General features: G+C 73.9%; 22 protein-coding genes. 13 read left to right on the forward strand and 9 right to left on the reverse strand.

Annotation, left to right across the window (positions count from 1 at the left end):
• The coding region (locus MHY49_RS08235; protein WP_255719756.1) for a bile acid:sodium symporter family protein at positions 1–1,010 on the forward strand (1,010 nt) is incomplete at its 5' end.
• 307 nt (positions 1,011–1,317) lie between these two features.
• Here MHY49_RS08235 and MHY49_RS08240 read toward each other — a convergent pair.
• Positions 1,318–1,806, reverse strand: coding sequence for a DUF2306 domain-containing protein (locus MHY49_RS08240; RefSeq protein WP_228357105.1), 489 nt, complete (start codon positions 1,804–1,806; stop codon positions 1,318–1,320).
• Between the two features lie 118 nt (positions 1,807–1,924).
• Here MHY49_RS08240 and MHY49_RS08245 point away from each other — a divergent pair, with 118 nt between their 5' ends.
• Together MHY49_RS08245 and MHY49_RS08250 are read left to right on the forward strand one after the other, a co-directional pair.
• Positions 1,925–2,635 carry a MerR family transcriptional regulator gene (locus tag MHY49_RS08245; protein WP_239203534.1) on the forward strand — a complete coding sequence of 237 codons (711 nt, stop codon included), beginning with the start codon at positions 1,925–1,927 and terminating at the stop codon, positions 2,633–2,635.
• Positions 2,619–3,206 carry a DinB family protein gene (locus tag MHY49_RS08250; RefSeq protein ID WP_239203535.1) on the forward strand — a complete coding sequence of 196 codons (588 nt, stop codon included), beginning with the start codon at positions 2,619–2,621 and terminating at the stop codon, positions 3,204–3,206. Before MHY49_RS08245 ends, MHY49_RS08250 begins: the two co-directional genes overlap by 17 nt.
• Here the strand turns inward: MHY49_RS08250 and MHY49_RS08255 are convergent.
• The 3 genes from MHY49_RS08255 to MHY49_RS08265 are packed head-to-tail and all read right to left on the reverse strand — an operon-like array spanning position 3,167 to position 5,798.
• Positions 3,167–4,459 (reverse strand): MalY/PatB family protein, encoded by a 1,293-nt coding sequence (locus tag MHY49_RS08255; protein ID WP_239203536.1) that lies wholly within the window; start codon positions 4,457–4,459, stop codon positions 3,167–3,169. The two genes, MHY49_RS08250 and MHY49_RS08255, sit on opposite strands and share 40 nt — an antisense overlap.
• A gap of 59 nt (positions 4,460–4,518) precedes the next feature.
• Positions 4,519–4,896 (reverse strand): RidA family protein, encoded by a 378-nt coding sequence (locus tag MHY49_RS08260; protein WP_200502301.1) that lies wholly within the window; start codon positions 4,894–4,896, stop codon positions 4,519–4,521.
• A 47-nt stretch (positions 4,897–4,943) separates the two neighbouring features.
• Complete coding sequence (locus MHY49_RS08265; RefSeq protein WP_239203537.1) at positions 4,944–5,798, reverse strand: hypothetical protein; 855 nt, start codon at positions 5,796–5,798, stop codon at positions 4,944–4,946.
• Between the two features lie 237 nt (positions 5,799–6,035).
• Here MHY49_RS08265 and MHY49_RS08270 point away from each other — a divergent pair, with 237 nt between their 5' ends.
• A complete protein-coding gene (locus MHY49_RS08270) occupies positions 6,036–6,602 on the forward strand; it encodes a hypothetical protein (protein ID WP_239203538.1) in 567 nt (188 codons plus the stop codon).
• Between the two features lie 50 nt (positions 6,603–6,652).
• On the forward strand, positions 6,653–9,331 hold the full coding sequence (hrpB, locus tag MHY49_RS08275) for an ATP-dependent helicase HrpB (protein WP_239203539.1): 2,679 nt from the start codon (positions 6,653–6,655) through the stop codon (positions 9,329–9,331).
• On the opposite strand, the gene MHY49_RS08280 is transcribed toward hrpB, so the two are convergent.
• Positions 9,328–10,497 (reverse strand): hypothetical protein, encoded by a 1,170-nt coding sequence (locus MHY49_RS08280; protein WP_239203540.1) that lies wholly within the window; start codon positions 10,495–10,497, stop codon positions 9,328–9,330. The two genes, hrpB and MHY49_RS08280, sit on opposite strands and share 4 nt — an antisense overlap.
• Before the next feature lie 117 nt (positions 10,498–10,614).
• Here MHY49_RS08280 and MHY49_RS08285 point away from each other — a divergent pair, with 117 nt between their 5' ends.
• The 6 genes from MHY49_RS08285 to MHY49_RS08310 all read left to right on the forward strand — a co-directional run bounded on the left by MHY49_RS08285 (position 10,615) and on the right by MHY49_RS08310 (position 17,020).
• Positions 10,615–11,850 carry a methyltransferase domain-containing protein gene (locus tag MHY49_RS08285; protein WP_239203541.1) on the forward strand — a complete coding sequence of 412 codons (1,236 nt, stop codon included), beginning with the start codon at positions 10,615–10,617 and terminating at the stop codon, positions 11,848–11,850.
• A 107-nt stretch (positions 11,851–11,957) separates the two neighbouring features.
• Positions 11,958–12,488 (forward strand): hypothetical protein, encoded by a 531-nt coding sequence (locus MHY49_RS08290; protein WP_239203542.1) that lies wholly within the window; start codon positions 11,958–11,960, stop codon positions 12,486–12,488.
• A gap of 9 nt (positions 12,489–12,497) precedes the next feature.
• A complete protein-coding gene (locus MHY49_RS08295; RefSeq protein WP_239203543.1) occupies positions 12,498–13,610 on the forward strand; it encodes an asparaginase domain-containing protein in 1,113 nt (370 codons plus the stop codon).
• A 211-nt stretch (positions 13,611–13,821) separates the two neighbouring features.
• A complete protein-coding gene (locus MHY49_RS08300) occupies positions 13,822–14,721 on the forward strand; it encodes a sulfurtransferase (protein WP_239203544.1) in 900 nt (299 codons plus the stop codon).
• Positions 14,718–15,221, forward strand: a complete 504-nt coding sequence (locus MHY49_RS08305; RefSeq protein ID WP_239203545.1) for a SufE family protein — start codon at positions 14,718–14,720, stop codon at positions 15,219–15,221. Before MHY49_RS08300 ends, MHY49_RS08305 begins: the two co-directional genes overlap by 4 nt.
• Before the next feature lie 518 nt (positions 15,222–15,739).
• Positions 15,740–17,020 (forward strand): aminotransferase class I/II-fold pyridoxal phosphate-dependent enzyme, encoded by a 1,281-nt coding sequence (locus MHY49_RS08310; protein WP_239203546.1) that lies wholly within the window; start codon positions 15,740–15,742, stop codon positions 17,018–17,020.
• 34 nt (positions 17,021–17,054) lie between these two features.
• On the opposite strand, the gene MHY49_RS08315 is transcribed toward MHY49_RS08310, so the two are convergent.
• The 3 genes from MHY49_RS08315 to MHY49_RS08325 all read right to left on the reverse strand — a co-directional run bounded on the left by MHY49_RS08315 (position 17,055) and on the right by MHY49_RS08325 (position 22,482).
• A complete protein-coding gene (locus MHY49_RS08315) occupies positions 17,055–18,335 on the reverse strand; it encodes a hypothetical protein (RefSeq protein ID WP_239203547.1) in 1,281 nt (426 codons plus the stop codon).
• 210 nt (positions 18,336–18,545) lie between these two features.
• Entirely contained in the window at positions 18,546–20,696 is a 2,151-nt protein-coding gene (locus MHY49_RS08320; RefSeq protein WP_239203548.1) for a 3-hydroxyacyl-CoA dehydrogenase NAD-binding domain-containing protein, read from the reverse strand.
• Between the two features lie 211 nt (positions 20,697–20,907).
• On the reverse strand, positions 20,908–22,482 hold the full coding sequence (locus tag MHY49_RS08325) for an exo-alpha-sialidase (protein ID WP_239203549.1): 1,575 nt from the start codon (positions 22,480–22,482) through the stop codon (positions 20,908–20,910).
• A gap of 192 nt (positions 22,483–22,674) precedes the next feature.
• On the opposite strand from MHY49_RS08325, the gene MHY49_RS08330 reads away from it, so the two are divergent.
• Positions 22,675–23,094: a hypothetical protein gene (locus MHY49_RS08330; RefSeq protein ID WP_239203550.1), complete on the forward strand. Its 420-nt coding sequence runs from the start codon at positions 22,675–22,677 to the stop codon at positions 23,092–23,094.
• A gap of 24 nt (positions 23,095–23,118) precedes the next feature.
• Here the strand turns inward: MHY49_RS08330 and MHY49_RS08335 are convergent, their stop codons facing one another.
• A complete protein-coding gene (locus MHY49_RS08335; protein ID WP_239203551.1) occupies positions 23,119–23,985 on the reverse strand; it encodes a universal stress protein in 867 nt (288 codons plus the stop codon).
• A gap of 280 nt (positions 23,986–24,265) precedes the next feature.
• Here MHY49_RS08335 and MHY49_RS08340 point away from each other — a divergent pair, with 280 nt between their 5' ends.
• Positions 24,266–24,979, forward strand: coding sequence for a GNAT family N-acetyltransferase (locus tag MHY49_RS08340; protein WP_239203552.1), 714 nt, complete (start codon positions 24,266–24,268; stop codon positions 24,977–24,979).
• Positions 24,980–25,032: the final 53 nt, after the last annotated feature.

Raw genomic sequence — 25,032 nt, forward strand, 5'->3', positions numbered from 1 at the left:
CCGCTCCACCCACACCCCCGTCGGCCCCGGCCGGCTCCACGAGCGAGGACCGCTCCGCGCGCGTCGCCGTGACCGTGTTCCCCGTGCTGATCCTCGCGGCCGCCGCGCTCGGCTTCTTCGTGCCGGCCACCGGCCAGGCGATCTCCGGGTACACGAACCTGTTCCTGGGCATCATCATGTTCGCGATGGGGCTCACGCTCACCATCCCCGACTTCACCCTCGTGCTGAAGCGGCCGCTGCCGGTGCTGATCGGGGTGCTCGCGCAGTACGTGGTGATGCCTCTCGTCGGCTTCGCCATCGCCTGGGTGCTGCAGCTGCCGCCCGAGCTCGCGGCCGGCGTGATCCTCGTGGGCTGCGCCCCCGGAGGCACCAGCTCGAACGTCATCAACTACCTCTCGAAGGCGGACACCGCGCTCTCGGTGACGATGACCTCGATCTCCACGCTCATCGCCCCGATCCTCACCCCTGTCCTGACCCTCTGGCTCGCCGGGGCGTACATGCCGCTGGATGCCGGGGAGATGGCCCTGAGCATCGTGAAGATGGTGCTGATCCCCGTGATCGCCGGCCTCGTGATCCGCCTCGTGCTCTCGCGCCTGGTGGACAGGATCCTGCCGGCCCTGCCGTGGGTGAGCGTCGCCGGCATCTCCCTGGTGGTCATCGCGGTGGTCTCCGGCAGCGCCGACCAGATCGTCTCCGCGGGCGCCCTCGTGCTGCTCGCGGTGGTGCTGCACAACGGCTTCGGCTACCTCCTGGGCTACTGGTTCGCGCGCGTGCTGCACCAGCCGATCCGCACCTCCCGCACCACCTCGATCGAGGTCGGCATGCAGAACTCGGGTCTCGCCGCCACGCTCGCCGCCCAGTACTTCAGCCCCGCCGCGGCGCTGCCCGGCGCCGTGTTCTCGATCTGGCACAACCTCTCCGGCGCGGTGCTCGCGATGTACTACCGGCGCACCGCGCAGCGCCAGGACGCGGACCCGCGGGACCGGCGCGCACCCGCCGGCTCGCGGTGACGCGGATCACCTCGCATCCGGCGGTGCAGAGAACGTGCTCGCAGCACCCGACGCTCCCCGCGCTGACCTGGTGCGATACGAGGGGCGCACAGGATCTGCACACCCTGGGGCGCCCTTCCCAGGAAACCCGTAGGGACGCTCCAGCGAATCTTGCAGACAGGCTGGTTATCTAGACCCAACGCGTTACCGGCGGCCGGGCCTTCTGAGGAGGTGGCCCCGCCACTGAAGCCGGAACGCGGGGGAAAGGGATGGCCCCGGCTCGTGGGGACGAGCCGGGGCGCTTTCTTTGTCGGGGGTCCTTCGGGCCTCACTCCACGGCGAGGGGCCGACGCGCATCGCGGCGCGTGCCGCGCACGCGGACCACCATCCCGGCCCACGCCACGGCGAGGGCGACCACACCCGCGAAGAAGACCAGGGTCAGCACCGGGTCCGAGCGCAGAAGATGCGGGATCAGCCGCCCCGGCGACAGGATCGCGAAGACGAACGCGATGCACGTGCCCAGGTAGGAGCCGATCATCCACACCCGGTGCGACGCGACGTTGCCGCGCCGGATGTTGACGACGCCCATCGTGATGGAGAACAGCGTCCACACCGCGAGCGCGTGCAGCCAGCTGAGCCCCTGCGGGTGGATGAAGAAGCTCGAGACGCAGGTGAGGACCATGGCGATCGCCCACGTGCGGCCGAGCCAGCGGTGCGCACGGTCGCGGTGGCGCCGGAAGATCTGGATCGGCCCCAGGGTGAGGACGATCAGCGCGCCGAGCGCGTGCAGGACGATGACGACGACGGGTGTGCCCATGGGCCGACGGTAATGTGACGGGCGACACGGCGCCATCAAGATAGCTGCTGGTCCTCGCACTATCCGACCGTCCCGGAGGTCCAGCTCGGCGGCGCCGGCGAGATCCGAGGGGGATCGCATGCTGCTGAACGAGCTGGCCCGCGCGAGCGGCACGAGCACCGCGAGCATCAAGTACTACCGGCGACAGCGGCTGCTCCCGCCCGGGCGACGGCTCACCACGACGCGCTTCGACTACGGACGCGAGCACCTCGAGCGCCTCGCGCTGATCCGCGCGCTGCGCGAGCTCGCCCATGCCCCCATCGAGGACATCCGGGCGCTCACCACCGTGATCGACGAGGGCCGACCGCTCGTGAAGGCCCTCGAGATCGCGCAGGCGATCGCGACGGGTCTGCCCGCCCGTCTGCACGAGGAGCCGCCGCCGGAGGACGAGGATCCGCGCGTGGCGGCTCTGATCGGGGCGATGGGCTGGGCCGACGTCGGCAGCGGTCCCCGCGTCGCCCTCGACCGGCTGCTCGGGGCGATGGGCGCCGAGGACGTCGCCGCGGACCTGCCCACCCTGCTGCGCTACGCCCGCCCGCTCGAGGAGATCGCGAGGGAGGACCTCGCGGGGATCCGCAGCGAGCCGCAGAGCGCGCGGGGCGCGTCGTCGGGTCCGTCGGCCAGCGCCTCGAGCGGCCCGAGCACCGATGCGATCGTGCGCCATGCGCTCATCGGCTCCCTCGCCTTCACCCAGCTGACGGTGGTGCTGCGGGCGCTCGCCCACGCCTCGGTGAGCCTCGAGGCCGGGGCCGTCGAGGGGCAGACTGGTCCCCATGGTGCCCACCCCTGATCCCACGTCCACCCTCCTGCAGTACCTGCGCGAAGCACGGGAGTCCCTGCTCTGGAAGCTCGACGGCCTGAGCGAGCGGGACCTGCGCCTGCCCCGCACCCCCACCGGCACCAACCTGCTGGGGCTGGTCAAGCACGTCGCGAACGTCGAGGCCGGCTACTTCTCCCTGGTCTCCCCCGAGCCGTACCCCCACCCGGAGGACCTGGTGCCGCTGGCCGCGGAGGAGACCGACCCGCTGGTCGACATGTACGCCGCGGCCGACGAGAGCGCGCAGCTCGTGGTCGCCCGCTACCGGCGCGTGCAGACCTTCGTCGACGAGGTCGTCGAGGCCCTGCCGCTCGAGACCACGGCCGAGGTCCCCTGGTGGCCGCGCAGCCGCCGCACGATCTCCCTGCACCGGATCCTCGTGCACGTCACCGCCGAGGTCTCCCGGCACGCGGGCCACGCGGACATCCTGCGCGAGAGCATCGACGGCGCCGCCGGCCTGCGCCGCGACAACTCGAATCTGCCCGCCGGCGAGGACTGGCCCGATTACAGGGCGCGGCTGGAGGCCATCGCCGATCGCTTCTGAGCATCCCGCCGCTGCGCACCCGGCCGCTCCGCGAGCGCCCGCTCGTAGGCGGAGCAGAGGCGGTCCAGCGCCGCCTCGAGCACGGGCGTCGGGGTGGCGATGACGAGCCGGGCGAAGCCCTCGCCCTCGGGGCCGAAGACGGCGCCCTCGTCGCAGTAGAGCATCGCCTCGCACGCGTGCAGGCGGGTCAGCTCCTCGTGCGGCAGTCCGAGGGCGCGCAGGTCGATCCACTGCAGGTACGTGCCCTCGAGGTCGCACACGCGCACCGCGGGCAGGCGCTCGGCGAAGATCTCGCGGACCCGGCGGTGGTTGCGGGCGACCAGCTCGTTCACCGCGTCCAGCCACGGCTCGGCGCGCGTGTACGCGGCCTCGCAGGCGACGGCCCCCAGCACGTTGGGGTTGTCGAAGCCGAGGTCGTCGCGGGCCTCGGTGAGCCGTGCGCGCAGTCCCGGGTCGGGGATGATCGCGTTGGCGATGCCGAGCCCGGCGAGGTTGAAGGACTTGCTGGGCGAGGTGAGGACGAGGGTCCGCTCGGCCAGCCGCGGGTCGATCGTCGGCGCGACCAGGTGCTCGTGGCCCTCCTGCACGAGGTCGGCGTGGATCTCGTCGCTGACCAGCAGCAGGTCGTTCTCCAGGACGATCCGGGCGATCTCCTCGAGCTCCCACCGCTCCCACACGCGGCCGGTCGGATTGTGCGGGCTGCACAGCAGCAGCATCGTCGTCGAGGGGTCCTTCGCGAGCTGCTCGAGCTCGTCGAGGTCGAGGCGGAAGCGCCCCGCGCTCTCGACCAGGGGGTTGCGCACGATGCGCCGCCCGCTCGAGGTGATCGACCGGTACATCGGGTAGTAGGCGGGGGTCTGCACGATGATGCCGTCACCGGGGGCGGTGAGCTCACGGATGGCCCAGGTGAACGCTGGGATCACGCCCGGCGTCACGCGGATCCAGTCGGGGTCGACGTCCCAGCCGTGGCGTCGGCGCATCCAGCCGGTGACGGCGCCCAGGTAGTGGTCGGTGGGGACGGTGTAGCCGAGGACGAGGCCGCGCGCGAGGGCGCCCTGGAGGGCGTCGATGATCTCGGGCGCATTGGCGAGGTCGAGGTCGGCGACGGAGAAGGGCGCGATGGGTGCGCCCGCCGTGTCGCGACATCGCTCCAGGTCGACGTCGGCGGTGCGCGCCGCCTCGCCCATCGCCGTCCACTTCGAGGAGCCCATGGACGTGCGGTCGACGAGGGTGTCGAGGTCGTACGCGGTCATGGCTCCTCCTGGTGCGCGGTGCGGGCGGGTGTGCGGATGGTGGGGTGGGGTGGGGATGGTCAGGCGGCGGCGACCACGGTGACCTCGATGAGCGCGCCCTTGGGCAGCGCGGCGACGGCGTAGGCCATGCGCGAGGGGTACGGCTCGGTGAAGAAGGTCCCGTACTCCTCGTTGACGGCGGCGAAGTCGTCGATGGAGTCGAGCAGCACGGTGACCTGCAGGGCCTTCTCGAGTCCGGAGCCGGCGGCCTCGAGGATCGCGCCGGCGTTGGTGAGCGCGCGGCGGGTCTGCTCGCGGATGCCGCCCTCGACGATCGCGCCGGTGGCGGGGTCCAGCGGGATCTGCCCGGAGACGAAGATCGTGTCGCCGTGGCGGACTGCTTGGGAGTAGGGGCCGATGGCGGAGGGGGCCTGGTCGGTGCTGATGGCCTGGGTCATGGGTGCTCTCCTGTGTGCGTGGTGGGACGGCGGAACGGTGGGCTGGTTCAGTGCCGCAGGTCGATGCCGAAGACGCGGCGGATCTGGGCGACGGCGTGACGGGTGAAGCGGACGTCGGACGGGGTGCTCGCGAAGGGCACGAAGAGGCCCGGATGGTCGGGGTGGGCGACGCGCCCGTGGCCGGCGCCGGGGGTGACGACGAAGCCGGCCTTCTCCATGCGCGTGAGCAGCTCGCGGCGGGTGGTGGGGTGGCGGGTGCCGCGGCCTCCACGGGCCGACCTCCCGGAGGCCTCGATCGCGGCGTCGAGCGCGTCCTCGTACTCCTCGGGGCGCACGGAGAGCGCGTAGCGGGCGGTGAACAGGCCGATCACGGCGTTCTCGGCACGGTGCACCTGGACCACGAGGTCGCCGCGCAGGAAGTGGTCGCTGGTGCCGGAGTCGGCGCTCCACGACTCCTCCGGGTCGGCCACGGCGAGCACGATGGTCTCGGTGGGGACGTCGGTGACGCCGACGGTGCGGATCGCGCCCTCGTCGATCGTGAGCGGGCGCAGGTTCGGGCGCGGGTCCTCGGGGACGAGGGAGTGCACGGCCTCGGCCGGAGGCGCCTGCGCGGGGCGTGGGAGCTCCACGGTGCGGGCGCGGCGGTGCGCGGGGAGGCGGTCGCCGGCCGACGGATCGCGCGGCGTCGGCGTGCTGCTCTCCGGGTGCTGCTGCTGGGGTCCATCCCGGTGCTCGCCCTGGTCATCGCCCGGGTCCGGGGCGCGGCGGCCGGTGGCGGTCCAGTCGACCGGGCGCACGCGCGCAGCGGGCGCGGGACGTCCCCGCAGCGCGGCCGGCGAGGGCGCGGCGGGACGCGGGAACGGCGCGGCGGGACGCGGGGTCCGGGGCTCCTTCGTGCTCATCGCGCCTCCTTCCGCCTCGGGCGTGCTGCTCGCGGGTGCTGTTCGTGCATGTCGCCTCCGGCGACCGCGCCAGTCTCTCGCATGGTCGGCCCGGACGCCCCTCATGTGTCCTCGTGAGTCGGGCACGGCTCCGGTAGCGTGGGCTCGGCCGTCGACCCCGTCGGGCCCGTCGGGCCCGCCCGTCCCGTCGGCCCGGTCCGTCACGTCGGCCCCGTCACCGCTTCGAAGGAGACCGCAGTGCAGCGCTTCCCCCATCGCCTCGCCGCCGCCCGTCGTCCCGTGTCCGTCGCGTGCGCGCTCGGCGCGGTGCTGGTGCTCGCCGCGGGCTGCGGCGGCGGGGACGGCGCGTCCGAGGGCGCGGACTCCCGTGCCGCGCAGTCCGACGGGGGCGGCTCGTCCGAGGCCTCCGGCGCGGGAGCATCCGACGGCGGCGCTGCGTCCGACGGCGGGTCGGACGGCTCGGGCGGCTCGAGCGGGGGCTCTTCGGCATCGGCCGAACCGATCGCCGTGACGCCGCCGGAGCAGAAGCCCGAGCTGACCGACGCGTGCACCGGTGAGGGGGCGTTCCTGGTCAACGACGAGAAGCCCAACGACCCGGCGCTGCCCAAGCGCGACGACCTGACGCTGAAGGTCTCGCTCGAGGACCTCACGGACGACGACGGCGCGGACCTCGTCGCGGACATCGACGGCACGGAGAGGCCGATCGAGACCGCGCACGTGGGCGACACGATCTCCGTGGACCAGTGGACGCTGTCGGTGACGAGCGTGTGCAAGGACTCCGTCGAGTTCGACCTCATCGACTGAGTGCACGGCGCCCACCGAAGCCCCCGACGACCTGCGATGATCCTCGTCCCATGACGACGCCCCGACCCTTCGACCTCGCGGCGATCGGCGCCGGCCTGCCCGTCGCCGCCGCGCGCGGGGAGCTCGCCGAGGCCGCACGGTCCGGTGCGCTCGTGGTCACGGCGCCTCCCGGCACCGGCAAGACCACGTTCGTGCCGCCGCTCGTGGCGGACCTCGTGCCCGGCCGTACCCTGGTCACCCAGCCGCGGCGCGTGGCCGTGCGCGCCGCGGCCCGACGCATCGCGCAGCTCGACGGATCGCGCCTCGGCGAGCGCGTGGGCCTCACCGTGCGCGGCGAGAGGCACGTCGGCCCGCAGACCCGTCTCGAGGTGCTCACTCCGGGCGTCCTGCTGCGCCGACTGCTCGCGGACCCTGAGCTCGAGGGCGTGGACGCGGTGATCCTCGACGAGGTGCACGAGCGCTCGCTCGACGGCGACCTGCTGCTGGGCATGCTCGCCGAGGTGCGGGCGCTGCGGGAGGACCTCACGGTGGTCGCGATGTCGGCGACGCTCGACGCCGCGCAGGTCGCGGACCTGATGGGCGGGGCGCGCGTGGTCGACGTCCCCGCTCCCCTGCATCCGCTGCGCATCGCGCACGAGCCCGGCACCGCCCCGCGGCTCGACGCCCGCGGCGTGACCCGGGAGTTCCTGGACCATCTCGCGCGCATCACCGTCGAGCACCGGGCGGAGGAGGACTGCGACGCCCTCGTGTTCGTGCCCGGCGCCCGGGAGGTCGACGAGCTGGTGCGCAGGATCCGCTCGCGCGCCCCCGACCTCGAGGTGCTGCCCCTGCACGGCCGTCTGCCCGCGCGCGAGCAGGACCGGGCCACGCGAGGGCGCGCACCGGAAGAGGCGGGAGAGGCTGGGGCCGATGCGGCGTCCCCCGGTCGCGTCGTCGTCTCCACCGCTCTCGCGGAGAGCTCCCTGACGGTGCCCGGCGTGCGCCTCGTCGTCGATGCGGGACTGTCCCGGGAGGTCCGACGGGACCGGGCGCGGGACATGACGGGCCTGGTCACCGTGAGCGCGTCACGGGCGAGCGCCGACCAGCGGGCGGGTCGCGCGGCGCGCCAGGGCCCGGGACTGGCGGTGCGCGCCTATTCCCCGACGGACGACGCGCGCATGCCCGCGATCTCCCCGCCGGAGATCGCTTCGGCGGACCTCACGGACGCCGCCCTGCTGGTCGCGGCGTGGGGGTCGCCGTGGGCGGCACCCAGTGACCCCGAGGAGGTCACGGGCGCGAGCGTCGGCGCGGCCGGGGAGCCCGCCCTGCTCCCCGGGCTGCCGCTGCTCACTCCCCCGCCCGCGGCCTCCGCGACTCGGGCCGTCGAGGTGCTCGCGGGACTCGGGCTCGTCGACACCGACGGCCGGGCGAACGCGCTGGGCAGGCGAGTCGCCCATCTGCCCGTCGGCGTGCGGGAGGCGCGCGCCCTGCTCGAGGGCTCCGAGCGCCTGGCCGCGCCCGAGGCGGTCGCGGAGGTGATCGCCGCGATCTCGGACGACCACCGCGCGCCCGACGCGGATCTGCCGCGCCTGCTGCGGGAGCTGCGCACGGGCCGTGCCCCCGGCGCTGACCGCTGGCGGCGCGAGGTCTCCCGCCTGCGCCGGATCGCTGAGGATGCGAGGGCGAGGAACGACACCACCCCGGCTCTCCCCCACGACCTCCCGGGCCAGGTCCTCGCGCTCGCGCGGCCCGAGCGGGTCGCCCGCCTCACCGCGAGCGGAGCACGCACCTACCTGCTGGCCGGCGGCACGCGCGCCGCACTGCCCGAGGGATCCGGCCTCACCGGCAGCAGCTGGCTCGCGATCGCAGAGGTGCAGCGGGCCGACGGGCGTGCGGCGGACGGCACGGGCGCCGTCATCCGCGCCGCCGCCCCGCTCGAGGAGGACTCGGCGCTAGACCTCGCCGGCCCGCTGCTGCGCGCGACGCGTCGGGCCCGGCTCGAGGGCGGGAAGGTCTCGGTGCGCGAGGAGCGCGCACTGGGCGCGATCGTGCTGCGCGCGACCCCGGTGGCCGCCACGGCGGACGACGTCGGCCCCGCCCGCGCCGCCCACCTCCGGGAGCACGGCCTCACCGCTCTGAGCTGGAGCGATTCCGCACGGACCCTTCGCTCGCGGCTCGCGCTGATCCATCGCGAACTCGGCGACCCCTGGCCCGCGATGGACGACGCCTCCCTGCTCACGTCCCTCGAGGCCTGGCTGCTGCCGGACCTGCTGCAGCTGCGCCCGGATGCCCCACTCTCGCGCCTGGACCTCACCGCCGCGCTGCGGCGCCTGCTGCCCTGGCCGGAGGCCGCGCGGCTGGACCAGCTCGCGCCGGAGCGGCTCGCCGTGCCGTCGGGGTCGACCGCGCGGATCGACTATCCCGACGCGTCGGCCGCAGCAGGATCATCGGATTCGACGGCGGCGGACGGATCGGGCAGGCCCGTCGTCGCGGTGAAGCTCCAGGAGCTCTTCGGTCTCGCGGAGACACCGCGCCTGGTCGACGGGAGGGTGCCCGTGCTCTTCCACCTGCTCTCCCCCGCGCGCAGGCCGCTCGCCGTCACCGACGACCTGCGCTCCTTCTGGGACGGTCCCTACCAGGACGTCCGCAAGGAGATGCGCGGGCGCTACCCCAAGCATCCCTGGCCCGAGGACCCGTGGACCGCTCCCGCGACGGCCCGCACCGCGCGGCGCCCGGAGGGGCGGGGCTAGAACGGCTCCCCAGCCGCGTAGATGTCCGCGAGGGCATCGATCTCGATCGTGTCGCCGGTGCGCAGGGTGATCCGCGGGATCTGGCCCAGGGAGAGGGCGAGCGGGAGCGGCACGTCGACGTCGTTCCCGCGGCCGTCGTCCGTCCGCCCGCGACCGTGGCAGACGCCGCAGCCGAGGAGTCCGACGGCGAGCGCGCGACGCGCGTCGAAGGCGAGGCGCGCGCGGATGTCCTCCTCCCCGCCGGGGCCGCCCTCGGCGCGGCAGGGCCGCAGCTCGTCGACCCCGGTCAGGGGACACATGCCGGGCCACCGGCTCGCGCGCGCGGGCAGGCCCTGCAGGTGCGGGACCCGCGGATCCGTGCCGGTGGGGAGCACGTCGAGGACGCCGTCGTGCACGTGCACGATCGCGACCTGCCCGGTCTCGCGGGCCGCGCAGCGCGCGATCTCCACGAGGTCCACATCCTCGTCGGCCCGTGCGCTCCCGAGGACGTCGGCCTCCCGCATGATCGCCACCGCCGGCTCGAACCAGCTGCGATCCGACGCGATCAGCGCGCCGGAGCCCGTGACCACTCCCGGACCCCAGACGGCCTGCAGGACCTGCTGCGAGCGCAGCCATTTGCGATCGTCCCGCCGCACCGGTTCGGGCACCGCGTCCTCGGCCCCCTCGGACGGTCCCGCCGGATCGACCGGGTCGAGCCCCGACGGGAGATCGGAGGGATCCGCAGGATCCAGCGGCTCCGGGCCCTCCGGCGAGGGCGCATCGATCGCGAGGAGGGAGCCGTCCTCGAGCTCCTCCACGGTGGGGACGACGGGCGCGGACGTCGGGATCACAGGACCCAGCGCCGGGATCAGCACGACCTCGCCGGGGAGCGCGAGCTCGTCGCGTGCGCGCTCGTTCGCGACCACCCGGCCCACCTCGGCACCGATCCCCGTCGGGACGGGCGGATGCTGCGCCTCATCGGACCCCGAGAACCCGTCGTCGAAGGGCACCGGCGGCACGTCGGCCTGCGGCCCCAGGGTCTCCGGGGCGGCGGTGCGCGGATCCGCGGTCACGGACACGCGGCCCACGCCGGCGATCTCGAACGAGAGCCGCTGCGTGCGCCAGGTCTGCGCGACATCGGTGACGAACCCGGGTTGGGCGTCCGTCGTGCTGCCTCCCTGCATCATGGTCCTTCCGCTCCGACCGGGAGGTCCCCCGACCTCCCGTCGTGAACCTAGCAAGCTCGCGCCCGTGCCGGGCGCGGAGGGATCGCATCCGCACGACGGAGCCGTACACTTCACAGCGTGCAGTGCCACCACTTCGATGCCGGCACCTGCCTCTCCTGCACCCTGATCCCCCTCCCTCACGACGAGCAGATCGCGCGTGCCCGGGACCGGTATCAGGAACTGCTGGCCCCCTTCGCCGCCGACCCGTCCGCTCCCGGTGCGGTCTGGCTGCCGCCCGTGCGCAGCGCCGACTCCGGCTTCCGGGCGACCGCGAAGATGGTCGCGACCGGCACCGCCGCAGATCCGGTGCTGGGCCTGCTCTCCGCCCCCGGGCGCGCGCCGGGAGGCCCGGGCGTCGACCTCGTGGACTGCCCGCTGTATCCGGAGGGCGTGCAGGAGCTGCTCGAGGACGTGCGCGCCCTGGTGCGGCGCGCCCAGATCCCTCCCTACGACGTGCCCCGGCGCCGCGGCGAGCTCAAGAACGTGCTGGTCACCGTCTCGCCAGACGGCGAGTTCATGCTGCGGCTCGTGCTGCGCAGCGAGAAGCCGCTGCCGAGGATCCGCGAGCATCTCCCCCGGCTGCTCGAGGCCCAGCCGCAGCTGCGCGTGATCAGCGCGAACATCCATCCTGAGCACAAGGCGGTCCTCGACGGGCCGACCGAGATCCACCTCGCCGGCGACGCCGCCCTGCGGATGCGCATGGCGGGCCCGACGGACGCGCGGACGGACGGGCCCGCGCTCCCCGCCGGGCCAGGTCGCGCGATCACGCTGCAGGTGCGGCCGCGCTCCTTCGTGCAGACCAACTCCTCGGTCGCCGCGCAGCTCTATGCGCAGGTGGGAGCGTGGATCGACGAGATCGACCCCGCGAGTGTGTGGGACCTGTACTGCGGCGTCGGGGGTTTCGCCCTCCACTGCGCGCAGGACGCCGACGCTCCGGGGGCGCGCGAGGTGATCGGTGTGGAGATCTCCCCCGAGGCGATCGACTCCGCCCGGGCGGCCGCCGCCGAGGCCCATCTCTCTGCGACCTTCCACGCGGACGACGCGACGGCGTGGGCGGTCCGCGAGGCGGAGGGGTCCGGTCCGCCGCAGGCCGTGATCGTGAATCCTCCGCGCCGCGGCATCGGCGAGCGCCTCGCCGGCTTCCTCGAGCACTCGGGCGTCCGCGACGTCGCCTACTCCAGCTGCAACCCCCGCACCCTGGCGACGGACCTCGCGGCCATGCCCTCCTACCGGATCGCCGCCGCGCGGCTGGTGGACATGTTCCCCCACACCGCGCACGACGAGGTGCTCGTGCGGCTGCGCCGGGTCGCCTGAGCGCGAGTCGTCCGGCACCTCGGAGAGCGGGTGCACGAGCTCGGCGCCGCGTGGAACAGTGGGCGGTGAGCACATCACCGCCACGCCCGTCGAGGAGGTCGAGCGCCATGGATGCAGCATCCGCATCGCGACCGGAGGACCCGCAGGACCCGGGAGCCCCGGCAGTGGGGTCCAGCCCCCGCACCGTCGCCGGGGCCGAGGCCTCGCCGCCGCCCCAGGACGGTCCTCTCCCCCTGCTCGCCGCGCTCTTCGCCGAGCAGATGGCGCGCCAGCGCATCGCCGACGACGGCGGGGCCCACCACGGCGCCATGCCCGACGTCCTCCTGGATCCCACCCATGTGGAGGGTCCGCTGCTGGCCGAGCTCGATCGCATGTCGATCGAGATCCCGCGCGTGGAGGCGTGGGGGACGTTCCACGGCATCGAGGCGATCGACGGCGGCTTCGCCGTCCTGCTCGACGACGACCGGGTCGAGATCCCCGCCGACATGCGACTGCACGTCACCGAGCGCGCCTATCGCCAGGCGGGCGGCGCCGATGTCCGCCAGTACCCGCCCGAGGAGATCGAGCGCCGGCGCACCGAGGCGGACCCCGCGGCCGTCCTCTTCGAGGCGAGGGACGACGAGGCTCCTGCCCCGTAGGATCGCCGGGTGAGCATCCCCGACGACTCCCCTGCTCCTGACCTCGCCGCACGCATCCACGTGCTGTCGCTGGGCGGCACGATCTTCATGACCGCGGCGGACGGCGCGGGCGCCGCACCGGGTGCGGGAGGCGCGGACGTCGTCGCCGCCGGCCTTCCCGCGGGCGTCGAGGTCACGCACGAGGAGGTCGCGAACATCGGGTCGCCGTCGGTGCGGCCCGGTCACCTGGGTGCCGTGCTCGAGCGGGCCCGGACCGCGGTCGACACGGGCGCGCGCGGGGTGGTCCTCACGCACGGCACCGACACCCTCGAGGAATCCGCCTTCGTGCTCGACGCGCTCTGGGACCGCGACGCCCCGCTCGTGCTCACCGGTGCGATGCGCCCGTCGGACGCACCGGGGGCCGACGGGCCCGCGAACGTGCGCGATGCGATCCGCGCGGCCGCCGCGCCCGCGCTGCGCGGGCTCGGCGCGCTCGCGGTCTTCGACGGCGCGGCCCACCTGGGTGCCCGCGTGCGCAAGCTGTCCTCGCGCTCCGTGAGCGCCTTCGGCTCCGTGCCCGCGGGCGCCCTCGCGATCATCGACGAGAGCACGCGGCTGCTGCAGCGGCCCGCAGCGGCCGCGACGCACGCCGCCGATCACCCGCTCGTGCGCCTGCTCGCAGGGGCGTCGGCGGGAACGTCGGCAGATCCCTCGGCCGGACCCTCGGCCGATCCGACCACCGCCGGCCGTCCCGAGCTCCCGGACCCGCTGCCCCGCGTCCCGGTGATCTCCCTGGGCATCGGCGACGAGGGCGAGATCCTCGACGTTCTGCCCCACGACTCGATCGCCGGCCTCGTGGTGGACGGCGCCGGCATGGGGCATGTGCCCGCGGGGGCGATGCCGAGGCTGCGGCGCCTCGTCGCCGAGGGCGTTCCGGTGGTCGTCGCGACCCGGATCCCCGACGGCGGCACCTCGACCCACCACTACTCCTACCCGGGCAGCGAGGTCGATCTGCTCGCGAGCGGCTGCCTGATGGCGGGCGTGCTCCCGGCCCACAAGGCGCGTCTGCTGCTGCAGCTCGCACTCGCCCGGGGACTCTCCGCAGCGGGCATCGGCGAGGCGTTCGCGCTGTTCGCCCCCTGACGCCGCCGCGCCCGGGGCGTCCACGCGGCGTCGTCGACCCGCGGGCCGCATCCCGGCCGTGTCTCGTCCGCCGTTCCCCGGCTCACCCCGCCCTGACGCTCGTCGTGCGAGGGTGGGAGACTGGCCCCATACGCCACACCTGGGTGGGCCATTCGATGCGGTATCGGCCCGACGCCGCCCCGCCCGGGACGCGATCTGGAGGAGGCACCCCATGGCACTGCCCGCCGACCCGGCACCGGAGCTGCAGGAGTACGCGCATCCCGAGAAGCTCGTGACCACCGCGTGGCTCGCCGATCACCTCGGCGAGGACGGCCTGGTGGTCGTGGAGTCCGACGAGGACGTCCTGCTGTACGACACCGGGCACATCCCCGGCGCCGTGAAGATCGACTGGCACCTGGATCTCAACGACCCGGTGACCCGCGACTACGTGGACGGCGAGGGCTTCGCCGCGCTCATGAGCCGCGCCGGCATCACGTCGGACACGACCGTCGTCGTCTACGGCGACAAGTCGAACTGGTGGGCCGCCTACGCCCTGTGGGTCTTCGAGCTCTTCGGCCATGCCGACGTGCGCCTGCTCGACGGCGGCCGCGCCCTCTGGCAGTCCGAGGGCCGTGAGCTGACCCGCGAGGTCCCGCAGCCCGCGGCGACGGAGTACCCGGTGCTCGAGCGTCACGACGAGGCCTCCCGCGCCTTCCGCGACGACGTGCTCGCCTTCCTGGGCGGGCAGCTCGTGGACGTGCGCTCCCCGCAGGAGTACACGGGCGAGCGCCTGCACATGCCCGACTTCCCGCAGGAGGGCGCCGTGCGCGGCGGCCACATCCCCGGCGCGAGCTCCGTGCCGTGGGCGAAGGCCGCCCGCGAGGACGGCCGCTTCAAGCCGCGCGCCGAGCTCGAGTCCGTCTACCTGCAGGAGCAGGGCCTGGATCCCGCCGCGCCCGTCATCGCCTACTGCCGCATCGGCGAGCGCTCGAGCCACTCGTGGTTCGCGCTGAAGTACCTGCTGGGCTTCGCCGATGTGAAGAACTACGACGGCTCGTGGACCGAGTGGGGCAACAGCGTGCGCGTCCCGATCGTCACCGGCTCCGAGCCGGGCGAGGTGCCCGCCCGATGACGGCCGCCTCCGGCGACGCGACCGCATCCGACGGCCCCGCCGACCAGGGGACGAGCGCGCCCCTCCCGGAGGCGTTCGCGGAGATCGTCGACGACTTCCACGCGGTCTCCGGCAATGATCGCGTGCAGATGCTGCTCGAGTTCGCCGACGACCTCCCCGAGCTGCCCGAGCGCTACCGGGACCACCCCGAGCTGCTCGAGCCGGTGCCCGAGTGCCAGTCGCCCATCTTCGTCATCACGGAGGTCGACGGCCAGGGCGAGGACGCCCCGGCGCGCCTGTTCTTCTCGGCCCCGCCCGAGGCGCCGACCACGCGCGGCTTCGCGGGCATCCTCGCCGCGGGCCTCGAGGGGCTCACCGTCGGCCAGATCCGGGCGGTCCCGGCCGACGTCACCGAGAACCTGGGGCTCGCCGAGGTCGTGAGCCCGCTGCGCCTGCGCGGCATGGCCGGGATGCTGGGGCGCATCAAGCGCCAGCTCGGCGAGAAGGCCGGCCTGCAGTAGTCGTCCCCCGTCGTCCCCGAGCGGCGGATGTCGTGATCCGTCCGCTCTTGTCCGGACACAGCGAGCGGCCCGCACCGACCGAAGTCGGCGCGGGCCGCTGCACATCGACACCTCGGACCCCCACCCGAGGCGTCTGGTACCAGGCCGTGCCTGTACGACTGGGAACTATAGGTTTCCGGACGGTCGATCCACCAGTGGCGCAGACCACTGCGAGGGTGATGTCGCAGGTCACCTCGCCTTCATAACTTTTGAGTCCGGATCGCACGGCGACCGGCGGGGCGTGCCGGACCCCCTCGTCGACGTGCTCGTCCGCGTCCCTCCTGGTCGTCCCGGCCTGTCGCGACGGCCGACGGCGCCGCTCCCGGTCCAGCCCGCGACGACCCGGCACCCGTCGGCCGCGACCCTGCCAGACTCGCACCATGTCCGATCACCTCTCCCCCGCCCGCCGATCCGCGCCGGAGCCCGCTGGAGCGCCCCGGCCCGAGCCTTCGTCCGCGCCCGCGCCTGCACCCGCGCCCGTGTCCGCACCTGCGCCCGAGGGCCCGTGGTCGCGCGCGGTGAGCGCCGCCGGTCTCCTGCGCGACGGCGAGGTGCGGCCGACGATCTTCGCGCACATGTCAGCCCTCGCCGCGGCGCACGGCGCGATGAACCTGGGCCAGGGCTTCCCCGACACCGATCCTCCGGAGGTCGTCGCCGAGTCCGCGGTGGCGGCGATCCGCGAGGGGGCGAACCAGTACCCGCCGGGCGCCGGGGTGCCCGCCCTGCGCGAGGCGATCGCCGCGCACCAGGAGCGCTTCTACGGTCTGCGCTGGGACGCGGCGAGCGAGGTGCTCGTGACGGCGGGAGCGACCGAGGCCCTCGCCGCGTCGCTCCTCGCGCTCGTGCGGCCGGGCGACGAGGTGCTCACGCTCGCCCCGTTCTACGACGCCTACGCGGCGGTGATCGCCCTGGCGGGCGGCGTGCACCGGACCGTGCCGATCCGCCGCGAGAGCGTCGCGGACGACGGAGGCGACATGGCCGACGGACAGGACGGGGCCGACAGTGCGCGGGCGCGCCTGCGCGTGGACCCCGACGAGCTGCGGGCGGCGATCACCGACCGCACGCGCGTGGTGCTCGTGAACTCCCCGCACAATCCCACGGGGATGGTGCTGGACGCCCGGACGCTGCAGGTCATCGTCGATGCCGCCGCGGAGCACGACGCGTTCGTGCTCACCGACGAGGTCTACGAGCACCTCGTCTTCGAGGGCGAGCACGTGCCCGTCGCGTCCCTGCCCGGCGCCCGGGAGCGCACGATCTCCGTGGGATCGGCCGGCAAGACGCTCTCCGTGACGGGCTGGAAGATCGGCTGGGTGACGGCGCCGGCGCCGATCCTCGAGGCGGTCACCGGCGTCAAGCAGTGGCTCACGTACGCCTCGGGCACGCCCTTCCAGGGAGCGGTCGCGCGGGGCCTCGCCATGGCCGACGAGGATTTCGCGGCGATCGCCGAGGACCTGCGCGAGCGCCGGGACCTGCTGGTCACGGCGCTCGATCGGATCGGGCTGCCCCTCGTCGTCGCGGAGTCCGGCTACTTCGTGCTCGCCGATCTCGCGCCGCTGGGAGCGCACGACGCCGCCGAGCTCTGCGACCGTCTGCCCGAGGAGGCCGGGGTGGCCGCGATCCCCGTCAGCGCCTTCCTGCCCGAGGGCGAGGCCGGGCAGTGGCGCAGCTGGGCGCGCCTGGCGTTCTGCAAGGACCGTGCGACGCTCGAGGAGGCCGGGCGGCGCCTGGCCGCATGGGCCGAGGGCGTCCGCGCGGGCTGAACGGGCACCGCGCGGGCCGCTCCGCGTCCCGCCGTCACTTCCCGGCGACGAATGCCGGGTCGGTGTCGAAGTCGACGAGTCCGGACACCTTGAAGGTGCCGTCGCCCTTGTCGGAGTCCGGGACCAGGAACGGCATGTCGTAGGTGACGGAGGCGCCGTCGTAGATCTGCTCGGCGTCGAGGTAGTCGTGCTCGGTCGTGGCGTACGTGTACTCGTACCCCTTGCCGTCCGCGCTCACGTAGGAGACGGTGGCGTCAAAGTTCGCCGTCGCGCTCCCGTCGCCGTGATACGTGATCGTCACCGGGACCAGGATGTACTTCTGTCCGCTCGGCGCCTTGTCGTTGTACTGGTCGGCCTTCGCGATGGCCTCGTCGGCATCGAAGTTCGCCTTCCCGAGCTTCACGTCGAGCTCCCCGCCGTCGACCGCCTCCACGGTGACCGTGCTGCCCGCGGGCAGGGGGTCGCTGCGGGTGCCGCGCGCGGAGGAGGAACCGCCCCCGGCGTCGTCGGACGCGGTCGCGTCCTCACTGGGCTCGTCGGAGTCGCTGGGCTCGTCGGATGCGGCGGTCTCCTCGGGCTCGCTCGTCTGCTCCTGCGTGGCGGGGCCCGACGTCGGCTCCGGATCATCGCCGCCCGCCAGGGCGAACACCACGATGATCGCGATGACGGCGAGAAGCGCGAGGACCGCGCAGCCGCCGCAGCCGATGAACCACCACTTCTTCGACCCGCCGCCGCTGCCCTGCTGCTGGATGCTCGAGAAGCCGTCGCCGCCCCCGCCGTACGCGGGCGCGCTCGAGGCGCCCGTGGTCGTGCCGTAGGGGTTCGCGGAGGCCGACGAGCCGGGGCTCGTGGGCGGCGCGGGATACCCGCCGCCTGCCGTGCCGTAGTCGGGGTTCGCCGAGCCGTAGCCGCCGTATCCGGAGCTCTGGGCGCCGTAGCCGGCGCCTGGGTCGCCATAGCCCGTGCCCGGGTCGCCGTAGTTCGTGCCCTGGTCGCCGTAGTTCGTGCCCTGGTCGCCGTAGCCGGAGCCCGCTGAGCCGTACCCGGATCCCGCGTTGGAGGAGTCGTAGCCGGTGTTCTGGGCGCCGTAGCCCTCTCCGGCCGGAGCGTAGCCGGACCCCTGGTCGCCGTAGCCGGAGGGCTGGGCGCCGTAGCCGGTGTTCGCCGAGCCGTAGGCGCCGTCGGCCGAGCCGAAGTCCTGGCCGAAGCCCTGCTGCTGCCCGTCGGGCGGGCCCGCGGCGCCGTCGCCCTGGCCATCGCCCTGCGGGGCCGAGCCCCATCCGTTCTGACCGGGATTCTGCGGTGGTTGCGTCATCGTGTCGCGCGGCGCCGAACGGCCCCGCCCCTCCTCTCAGCACCTGTGCCGACGAGGTCCACGGCACTCTGAGAGGCTATTGTGCCCCAGCGCACACCGGCGCCGCGACCGGATGCGCCACCCGGCGCCGCCCCCTGCGGAGCGGCCCCGAGCGTCGCCGGGTCCCGGTGTCCGCCTGCGGCCCGAACGGCCCCCGGCGGTCGGGTGCCGTCAGCGGGTGAAGCGGTCCCCGTGGAAGGGCGCGCCGACGACCTCGCGGCTCACGCCGGTCTGGTCGAGGTACGGGGTGAGCCCGCCGCGGTGGCGCGGGTAGCCCGCGCCGAGGATCATCGCCAGGTCGATCTGCTCGGGGCGCTCGACGACGCCCTCGTCGAGCATCAGCCCGGTCTCCTCGGCGAGCCCGCGCAGCACGCGGTCCAGGAGCGCGTCGCCGACGGCGGCCGACCCGTCCTCCGAGGTCCCGCCGGAGAAGGCGGCCCGCAGCGCGTCGGAGACCTGCGGATGGACCTGCGAGCGGTCGCGCACCGTGCCCGCCTCGCCGGAGTCGAGCAGGCGCGTGAGGCCCGTGGAGACCGGGAAGCGCTCGGTGCCCAGCTGCTCGCCGAGGACCTTTCCCACGTGGTCGGCGACGCCGATGCCCACGAGGTCGAGCAGCTCGAAGGGCCGCATCGGCAGGCCGAAGGGGTCCAGGGAGGCGTCGACGGCGGCGAGGTCGGCGCCCTGATCGGCCGAGCGCAGCACCTCGCTGAGCACGCGGAACAGCAGACGGTTCACGATGAACCCGGGCGCGTCCGCGCTCTCGACGGCGAACTTCCCGCAGCGCCGCACCACCTCGTGACCGGTCGCGAGGACCGCGGGGTCGGTGCGCTCGGTGCGCACCACCTCGACGAGCGGCATCTTCGCGACGGGGTTGAAGAAGTGCAGGCCGACGACCCGCTCGGGGTGGGCCAGGTCTTCGCTCATCGCGGCCACCGACAGCGAGGAGGTGTTCGTGACCAGCAGGGCCGACGGATCGAGGACGCCCTCGAGCTCCCCCAGCACGCTCTTCTTGATCGCGAGGACCTCGGGGACCGCCTCGAGCACGAGATCGCAGTCGGCGAGGTCGGAGACATCGGCGGTCGCGCTCAGCAGCTCGGAGACGGAGCGGGCGGACTGCTCGTCGAGCTTCCCGCGGGAGGCCGCCTGGGCGATCACGTCGCGGGCGTGCGCGAGGCCCTTCTGGGCGATGTCCTCGTCGAGGTCGCGCAGGGTGACGGGCACCTGCAGGCCGAGGGCGAGCTGCGCGGCGATCTGGGATGCCATGAGGCCCGCTCCGGCCACGCCCACGCGGCGGATCTCGCGGGCGCCCTCGACCGGGCGGCGCCCGGGCTTGCCGCGGCGCAGCAGCTCGGCCGCGTACAGCGACCCGGCGGCGGCATCGGAGTCGGCGAGGCCCACGATGGCCTGGCGCTCCGCGGCCAGGGACTGCTCGAGGCTCGATCCGGGCAGGGCCTCGAGGATGCCGAGCGTGCGCTTGAGCGAGGGAGCGCCCGCGGCCTCCATGCGCTCGGCCCATGCGCGACGGGTCTCGGCGGGGCTGTGCGGGGCGTCCAGCGCGTCGAGCAGCGTCCGGGCGCGATCGGATCCCGCGGCGGGGATCGGATCGGGGCGGGCCGACGGGTCGATGCCGCCGTCGGCGATGCGGCCGGCGAGGTGGTCGAGGGCCGCGTCGAGGTCCTCGACCAGTGCCTCGACGATGCCGAGCTCGTGGGCCGCGGAGGCGCTGAGCTGCTTGTCGCGGGCGGGGTCCTCGAGGATCACGCGGACGGCGTCGGCAGGGTCGATGACGGACTGCAGGAGGGTGGTGCCGCCCCATCCGGGCAGGATCCCGAGGCTCGTCTCGGGCAGGCCGATGCCGCGGACCGTGGGGCCGGCGGTGCGGATGTCGGCCATGAGCGCGACCTCGAGGCCGCCGCCGAGGGCAGCGCCGTTGAGGTGGGCGAGCACCGGGACCGCGGCGCCGCGCATGCGGACCTGCAGGTCGTGCGCGCGGTGGGTCATGGGGTCGACGGCCTCGCGTCCGGCGGGATCGGCGAACATCGAGAGGTCGGCGCCGGCGAGGAAGACCCTGCCCGTGCCGGTGAGCGCGATCGCCTGGATCTCGCCGGCCTCAGCCCGGGCGAGCGCCTCCGTGAGCGCCGAGTCGACGTTCTCGAGCGACTGCGGCCCGAGTGTCGCGGGCCGGGTCTCGCCCTCCGGCGGGGCGAAGGTGAGGACGGCGATCGTGCCGATCCCCTCGTGCTCGCGGTCCTCGACGAGGACGCGGGTGACGTGCTCGGTGTACGCGGGGACGCTGCCGGAGTGCGCGGTGGTGGGGGCCATGGCCAGCCTTTCGGGGGTCTTCTCGTCGTCGAGGCGCCGTACGTCATCGAGGCGCTGATTCCTGATACCGACGGTTTCAGGTACAGCATGCCGCAGGCGGGCCGGGAGTGTCCAACGAGGCGGAGAGCGACGACGGGGAGCGCCGCATGTGCGGCACTCCCCGCGGGGCGCCCCGTATGCGGCGCTCCCCGTCGGACCGACGGCCGGATGCTCAGGCCCGGACGGTGACCTCCAGGTCCCCGCGCAGCGAGAACGGCCCCGCGCTGATCGTGACGTCGCCGGTCACGGTCGCCGCCTCGGCATCGGCCGGCGCGGTGACGCGCAGGCGGACGGTGCGGCTGCGGCCCGGGGGCAGGGCCGACACATGCACGCTCTCAGCGCTCCAGCCCTCGGGCAGCTCCGCCGTGACGCGGGAGGCGGGCAGTGCGCGCTTCTCGTCGTTGCGCAGGGTCACGGCGACCTCGACCTCACCGCCCGCAGCGACCTTCGCAGAGGTGTCGGGGACGTGCAGGCGGAAGGGGTTCAACCAGTCGCGGTCGAAGCGGCCGAAGACAATGGTGTTGGCACCCTCTCCCTCGAAGAGCACGCCGAAGGTGCCGTCCTCGAGCGCTGCAAGCTGGGAGTACGCGTGGTCGCCCGCCTGGTAGGTCTTCTTCACCGGCCAGGTCTCACCGTCGTCGTAGGAATAGCGCACGGTGCCGTTGACGCGCGCGGTCGCGCTGTCCGAGTTCGAGAACAGCAGCTCCTTCGCCGCGTCCGAGCCCGCCCGCGCCCCCGGATCCATGGCGATGATCGAGGCGTTGTTCCGCGGATCGGTGAGCGTCGCGTCGAGGACGGGCTCGGACCAGGTCTCCCCGCCGTCGCGGGAGAGGGCGACGTAGCGCGCGGTGTCCCCGCTGTGGACGCGCGAGTTCAGCATGAGCGTGCCGTCGCTGAGCTCGACGACCTTGTTCTCGTCCATGTTCACGCCCGTCGGCTCGCCCATCCGCCAGGTCTCGCCGTGGTCGTCCGAGAACACGGAGTAGGCGCGGAACGACTCGTCGCGCCACTGCCCGATGTACTGCTGGACGAGGCGGCCGCGATGCTTCCCTCGGGTGATCTGGATGCCGCAGCCGCTGGTCGCGAACATGCCGCGGACGTCGTCGGGCTTGGTGACCTCGGTCAGGCGCCGTGACGTCCAGGTGCGGCCGCCGTCCTCCGAGACCGAGACGGTCGAGCTCAGGACCATGCGATCGGCGTCGTCGTTCCCGAAGCCGCTCTCGAAGAAGCCGGCGTCCTTGGAGAAGACATGGAAGTTGAACAGGGTGCCGGTGATGCGGTCGTGGACGTAGCTCGGGTCGGAGAACCCGATCTTGTCCTCGCCGTCGTGACCCTGCTCGATGACGGTCCGCTCCTCCCAGGTGCGGCCGCCGTCGCGGGAGCGGCGCTGGAGGATCGAGTTGGGGCCGGGGGCATCGATGCCGGTGGGGCGGCCGTCGTAGGCGGCGAGGACGTCGCCGTTCTCGAGCTGCACGAGCGCCGTGATCCGGTAGTTCGGGAACACGCCGTCGCCGCCGACCGCGAGGGTCTCCGTGAGGAAGCGGCCGCCGGTGCTGCCGCCGTGGCCATGCCCGCGGCCGCTGCCGTGCCCCTGGTCATGGCCATGGCCATGGCCATGACCATGACCGTGGCCGGTGGGGGCCGCGTGCGCGGCCGCGGGGAGGGTGAGCAGAGAGGCGAGGGCGCCGGCGCCCGCACCGAGAACGGTGCGGCGATGAGGTCCGGCGGTGCGAGGAGAAGACGTCACGGGAGCTCCTTCGTTCCTGTCCGTCGGCGGCGCGGGCAGTCGCCTTGAAGGGACCCACCGAGGGACGTCTGATGTCCGACCTTAAGGGAGCTCGGTGAGCACCACAAGGAGGAGCGACCCTCCGGCACCGCAGGAGCTCGCCAGCGCACCCGCGCGTACGCTGGGAAGGAGACCTCGCGCAGGAGGTGCGCCATGTCTTCCGGCTACAGCCCCGTCGTCCCCCATCCGCGTCCCGTGCCCTGGGGATGGACCCTGGCGGAGGCACTGCTGGGTGCCGGCGCTGCGGCGACCATGCTCGGCCTGTTGCCCCTGGGGCTGCTCGCGCGCACCATCATGTGCGGCGCGCTGGTGATCGCGCTCGTGCTCATCGACGGCTTCACGCGGATGCTCTGCGCAGGATCCGGACTGGAGCGATCGATGCGTCAGCTCGTGGTCGGTGGGCTCACCCTGCTGATCATCGTGCTGGCCGTGACGGCGACGCCGCTGACGGTCCCGTCGCCCGCCCGGTGGACGCTCGTCGCCGCGACCGCCGTCGGCCTGTTCGTCGAGCTGCGCTGGGACAAGCGCGTGCAGGTGGAGCGGGCGCGTGCGATCGCCGCACAGCAGGAGTGAGCGACGCCGAGGCTCCGGGGCGCCTCAGGCCGGCTGCTGGGACGAGGGGTCCGGCTCGCCGCGGAACTCGTGGCGGCAGATCACGGTCGTGCACTGGGCGTGATGCACCACGGCATGTGCCGTCGAACCGAAGAGGCGGCCGTGGCGTCCCTGGTAGCCGAGCACGAGCATGCCTGCCTCGGCCGAGGCCTGCAGGAGCCCGTCGGGAACGCTGCTCCCCTCCGCGACCTGTGAGCTGACCGCCAGATCAGGGGCCGACGCGTGGGCGCGGGCGGTCGCCTCGTCGAGGATCCGCTCGGCGCCGTCGCCCTCGACGACGTGTCCGTCGACCGTGCCGCGCACGTGCAGCAGGGTCAGGCCCTCGCCGAGGGCGCGCGCGAGGCGGACGCCGGCGTCGACGGCTTCGAGGCTCGCCTCGGAGCCGTCGACCCCGACCAGGACGGGGCCGTGCGGCGCCTCGGCCTCGCGCACCACGATCACGGGACAGCCGGCGTGGGTGATCAGCCCCAGGCTCACCGAGCCGAGCAGCATCCCGAGGAATCCGCCGAGACCGCGGTTGCCGACGACCATCAGCAGGGCGGTCCGCGACGCCGTCTCGAGGACCGCTCGCGGATTGCCGGTGATCAGCTCCGTGCGCACCTCCACGCCGGGCGCTGTCTCCTCGGCGATGCCCGCGGCCTCCTTCAGCAGCTGCTCGGCGACGTTGCGGTGGCCGGATCCGGAGACGCCCTTGACGGGCCCCAGATCCTTGGTGACCAGCGGGAAGATCCAGGCGTGGATGATGGCGAGCGGCTTCCTCCCCGACTTCGCCAGCCGCGCCGCCCAGCGCAGGGCCATGGCCGACTGATCGGAGCCGTCGTACCCGACGATGATGGTGTCGCTGAAGTCCATGACGTCCCTCCTGAGGGTCCGATCCGCGATCCCGGTCGGCGGTGATCCGGGCGTGCCACGAGCCTAGCGGCGCAGATGCGGAGGCGGGAGGGGCGCGGACGTCCGGCCGGCCCCGTCCGCGCCCTCCGCTCGATCAGCCGATCCGCGCCCGCCGCACGATCCGCGCCCGCCGCATGCGTTCTCCCTTCGTCACACCCGCGCTCCGGGCCTGTCCCCTCCCCGCCTCGCGGATCTACCGTGAAGAACCGTCCCCCACCTGCTCCAGGAGAACGCCCCGCCGATGGTCACGCTCGCCGACACCGCCTCCTCCGCCACGGATGACTCCGTGCTGGACTCCCCCGCCTGGTCCGCGCTCACGGGCGCGCACTCGCACTTCGCGATCGGGAACGATCTGGTGCTGCGCTACCCGCACGACGTCTCGCCGTTCGTCGGCGTGAAGGACTGGGAGGACCCGGGCGTGTGGGACGCGATCCTCGACGTGTTCGGGCACGACGCGGTCGTCAGCGTCTCCCACGCGGATCCGACGCTGCCCGAGGGGTGGAGCTGGGCGCACCGCATCGACGGCGTGCAGCTCACCCAGACGCCCGCACTGCAGACCCGCCCAGATGAGGAGGCGGTGGTGCTCGGCGCCGACGACGCACCGGAGATGCTCGCCCTCGTCGAGCGCAATCAGCCCGGCCCGTTCCTGCCTCGCACCCATGAGCTGGGGCGCTACGTGGGGATCCGGCGCGAGGGGCGCCTGGTGGCCATGGCCGGGGAGCGCCTGCACCCCGACGGCTGGACCGAGATCAGCGCCGTGGCCGTGGACGCCGACCAGCGCCGGCAGGGCCTGGCCTCGCGCCTCGTGCTCGACGTCGCCCACGCCATCCAGCAGCGCGGCGACCGCGCCCTGCTGCACACGGGCGCCGAGAACACCGGTGCGATCGCCGCCTACGAGAAGCTCGGCTTCGCCCTGCGCCGCACCCTGATCTTCGGGGCCGTGCGCACGCCCTGAATCGGCCCTGTGGGGTGCGGGCCAGGAGGCAGGGCCCGGCTTCTCAGAGATCG

Origin of the sequence: Brachybacterium sp. ACRRE (assembly GCF_022346485.1) — a bacterium.
GTDB lineage: Bacteria > Actinomycetota > Actinomycetes > Actinomycetales > Dermabacteraceae > Brachybacterium > Brachybacterium halotolerans.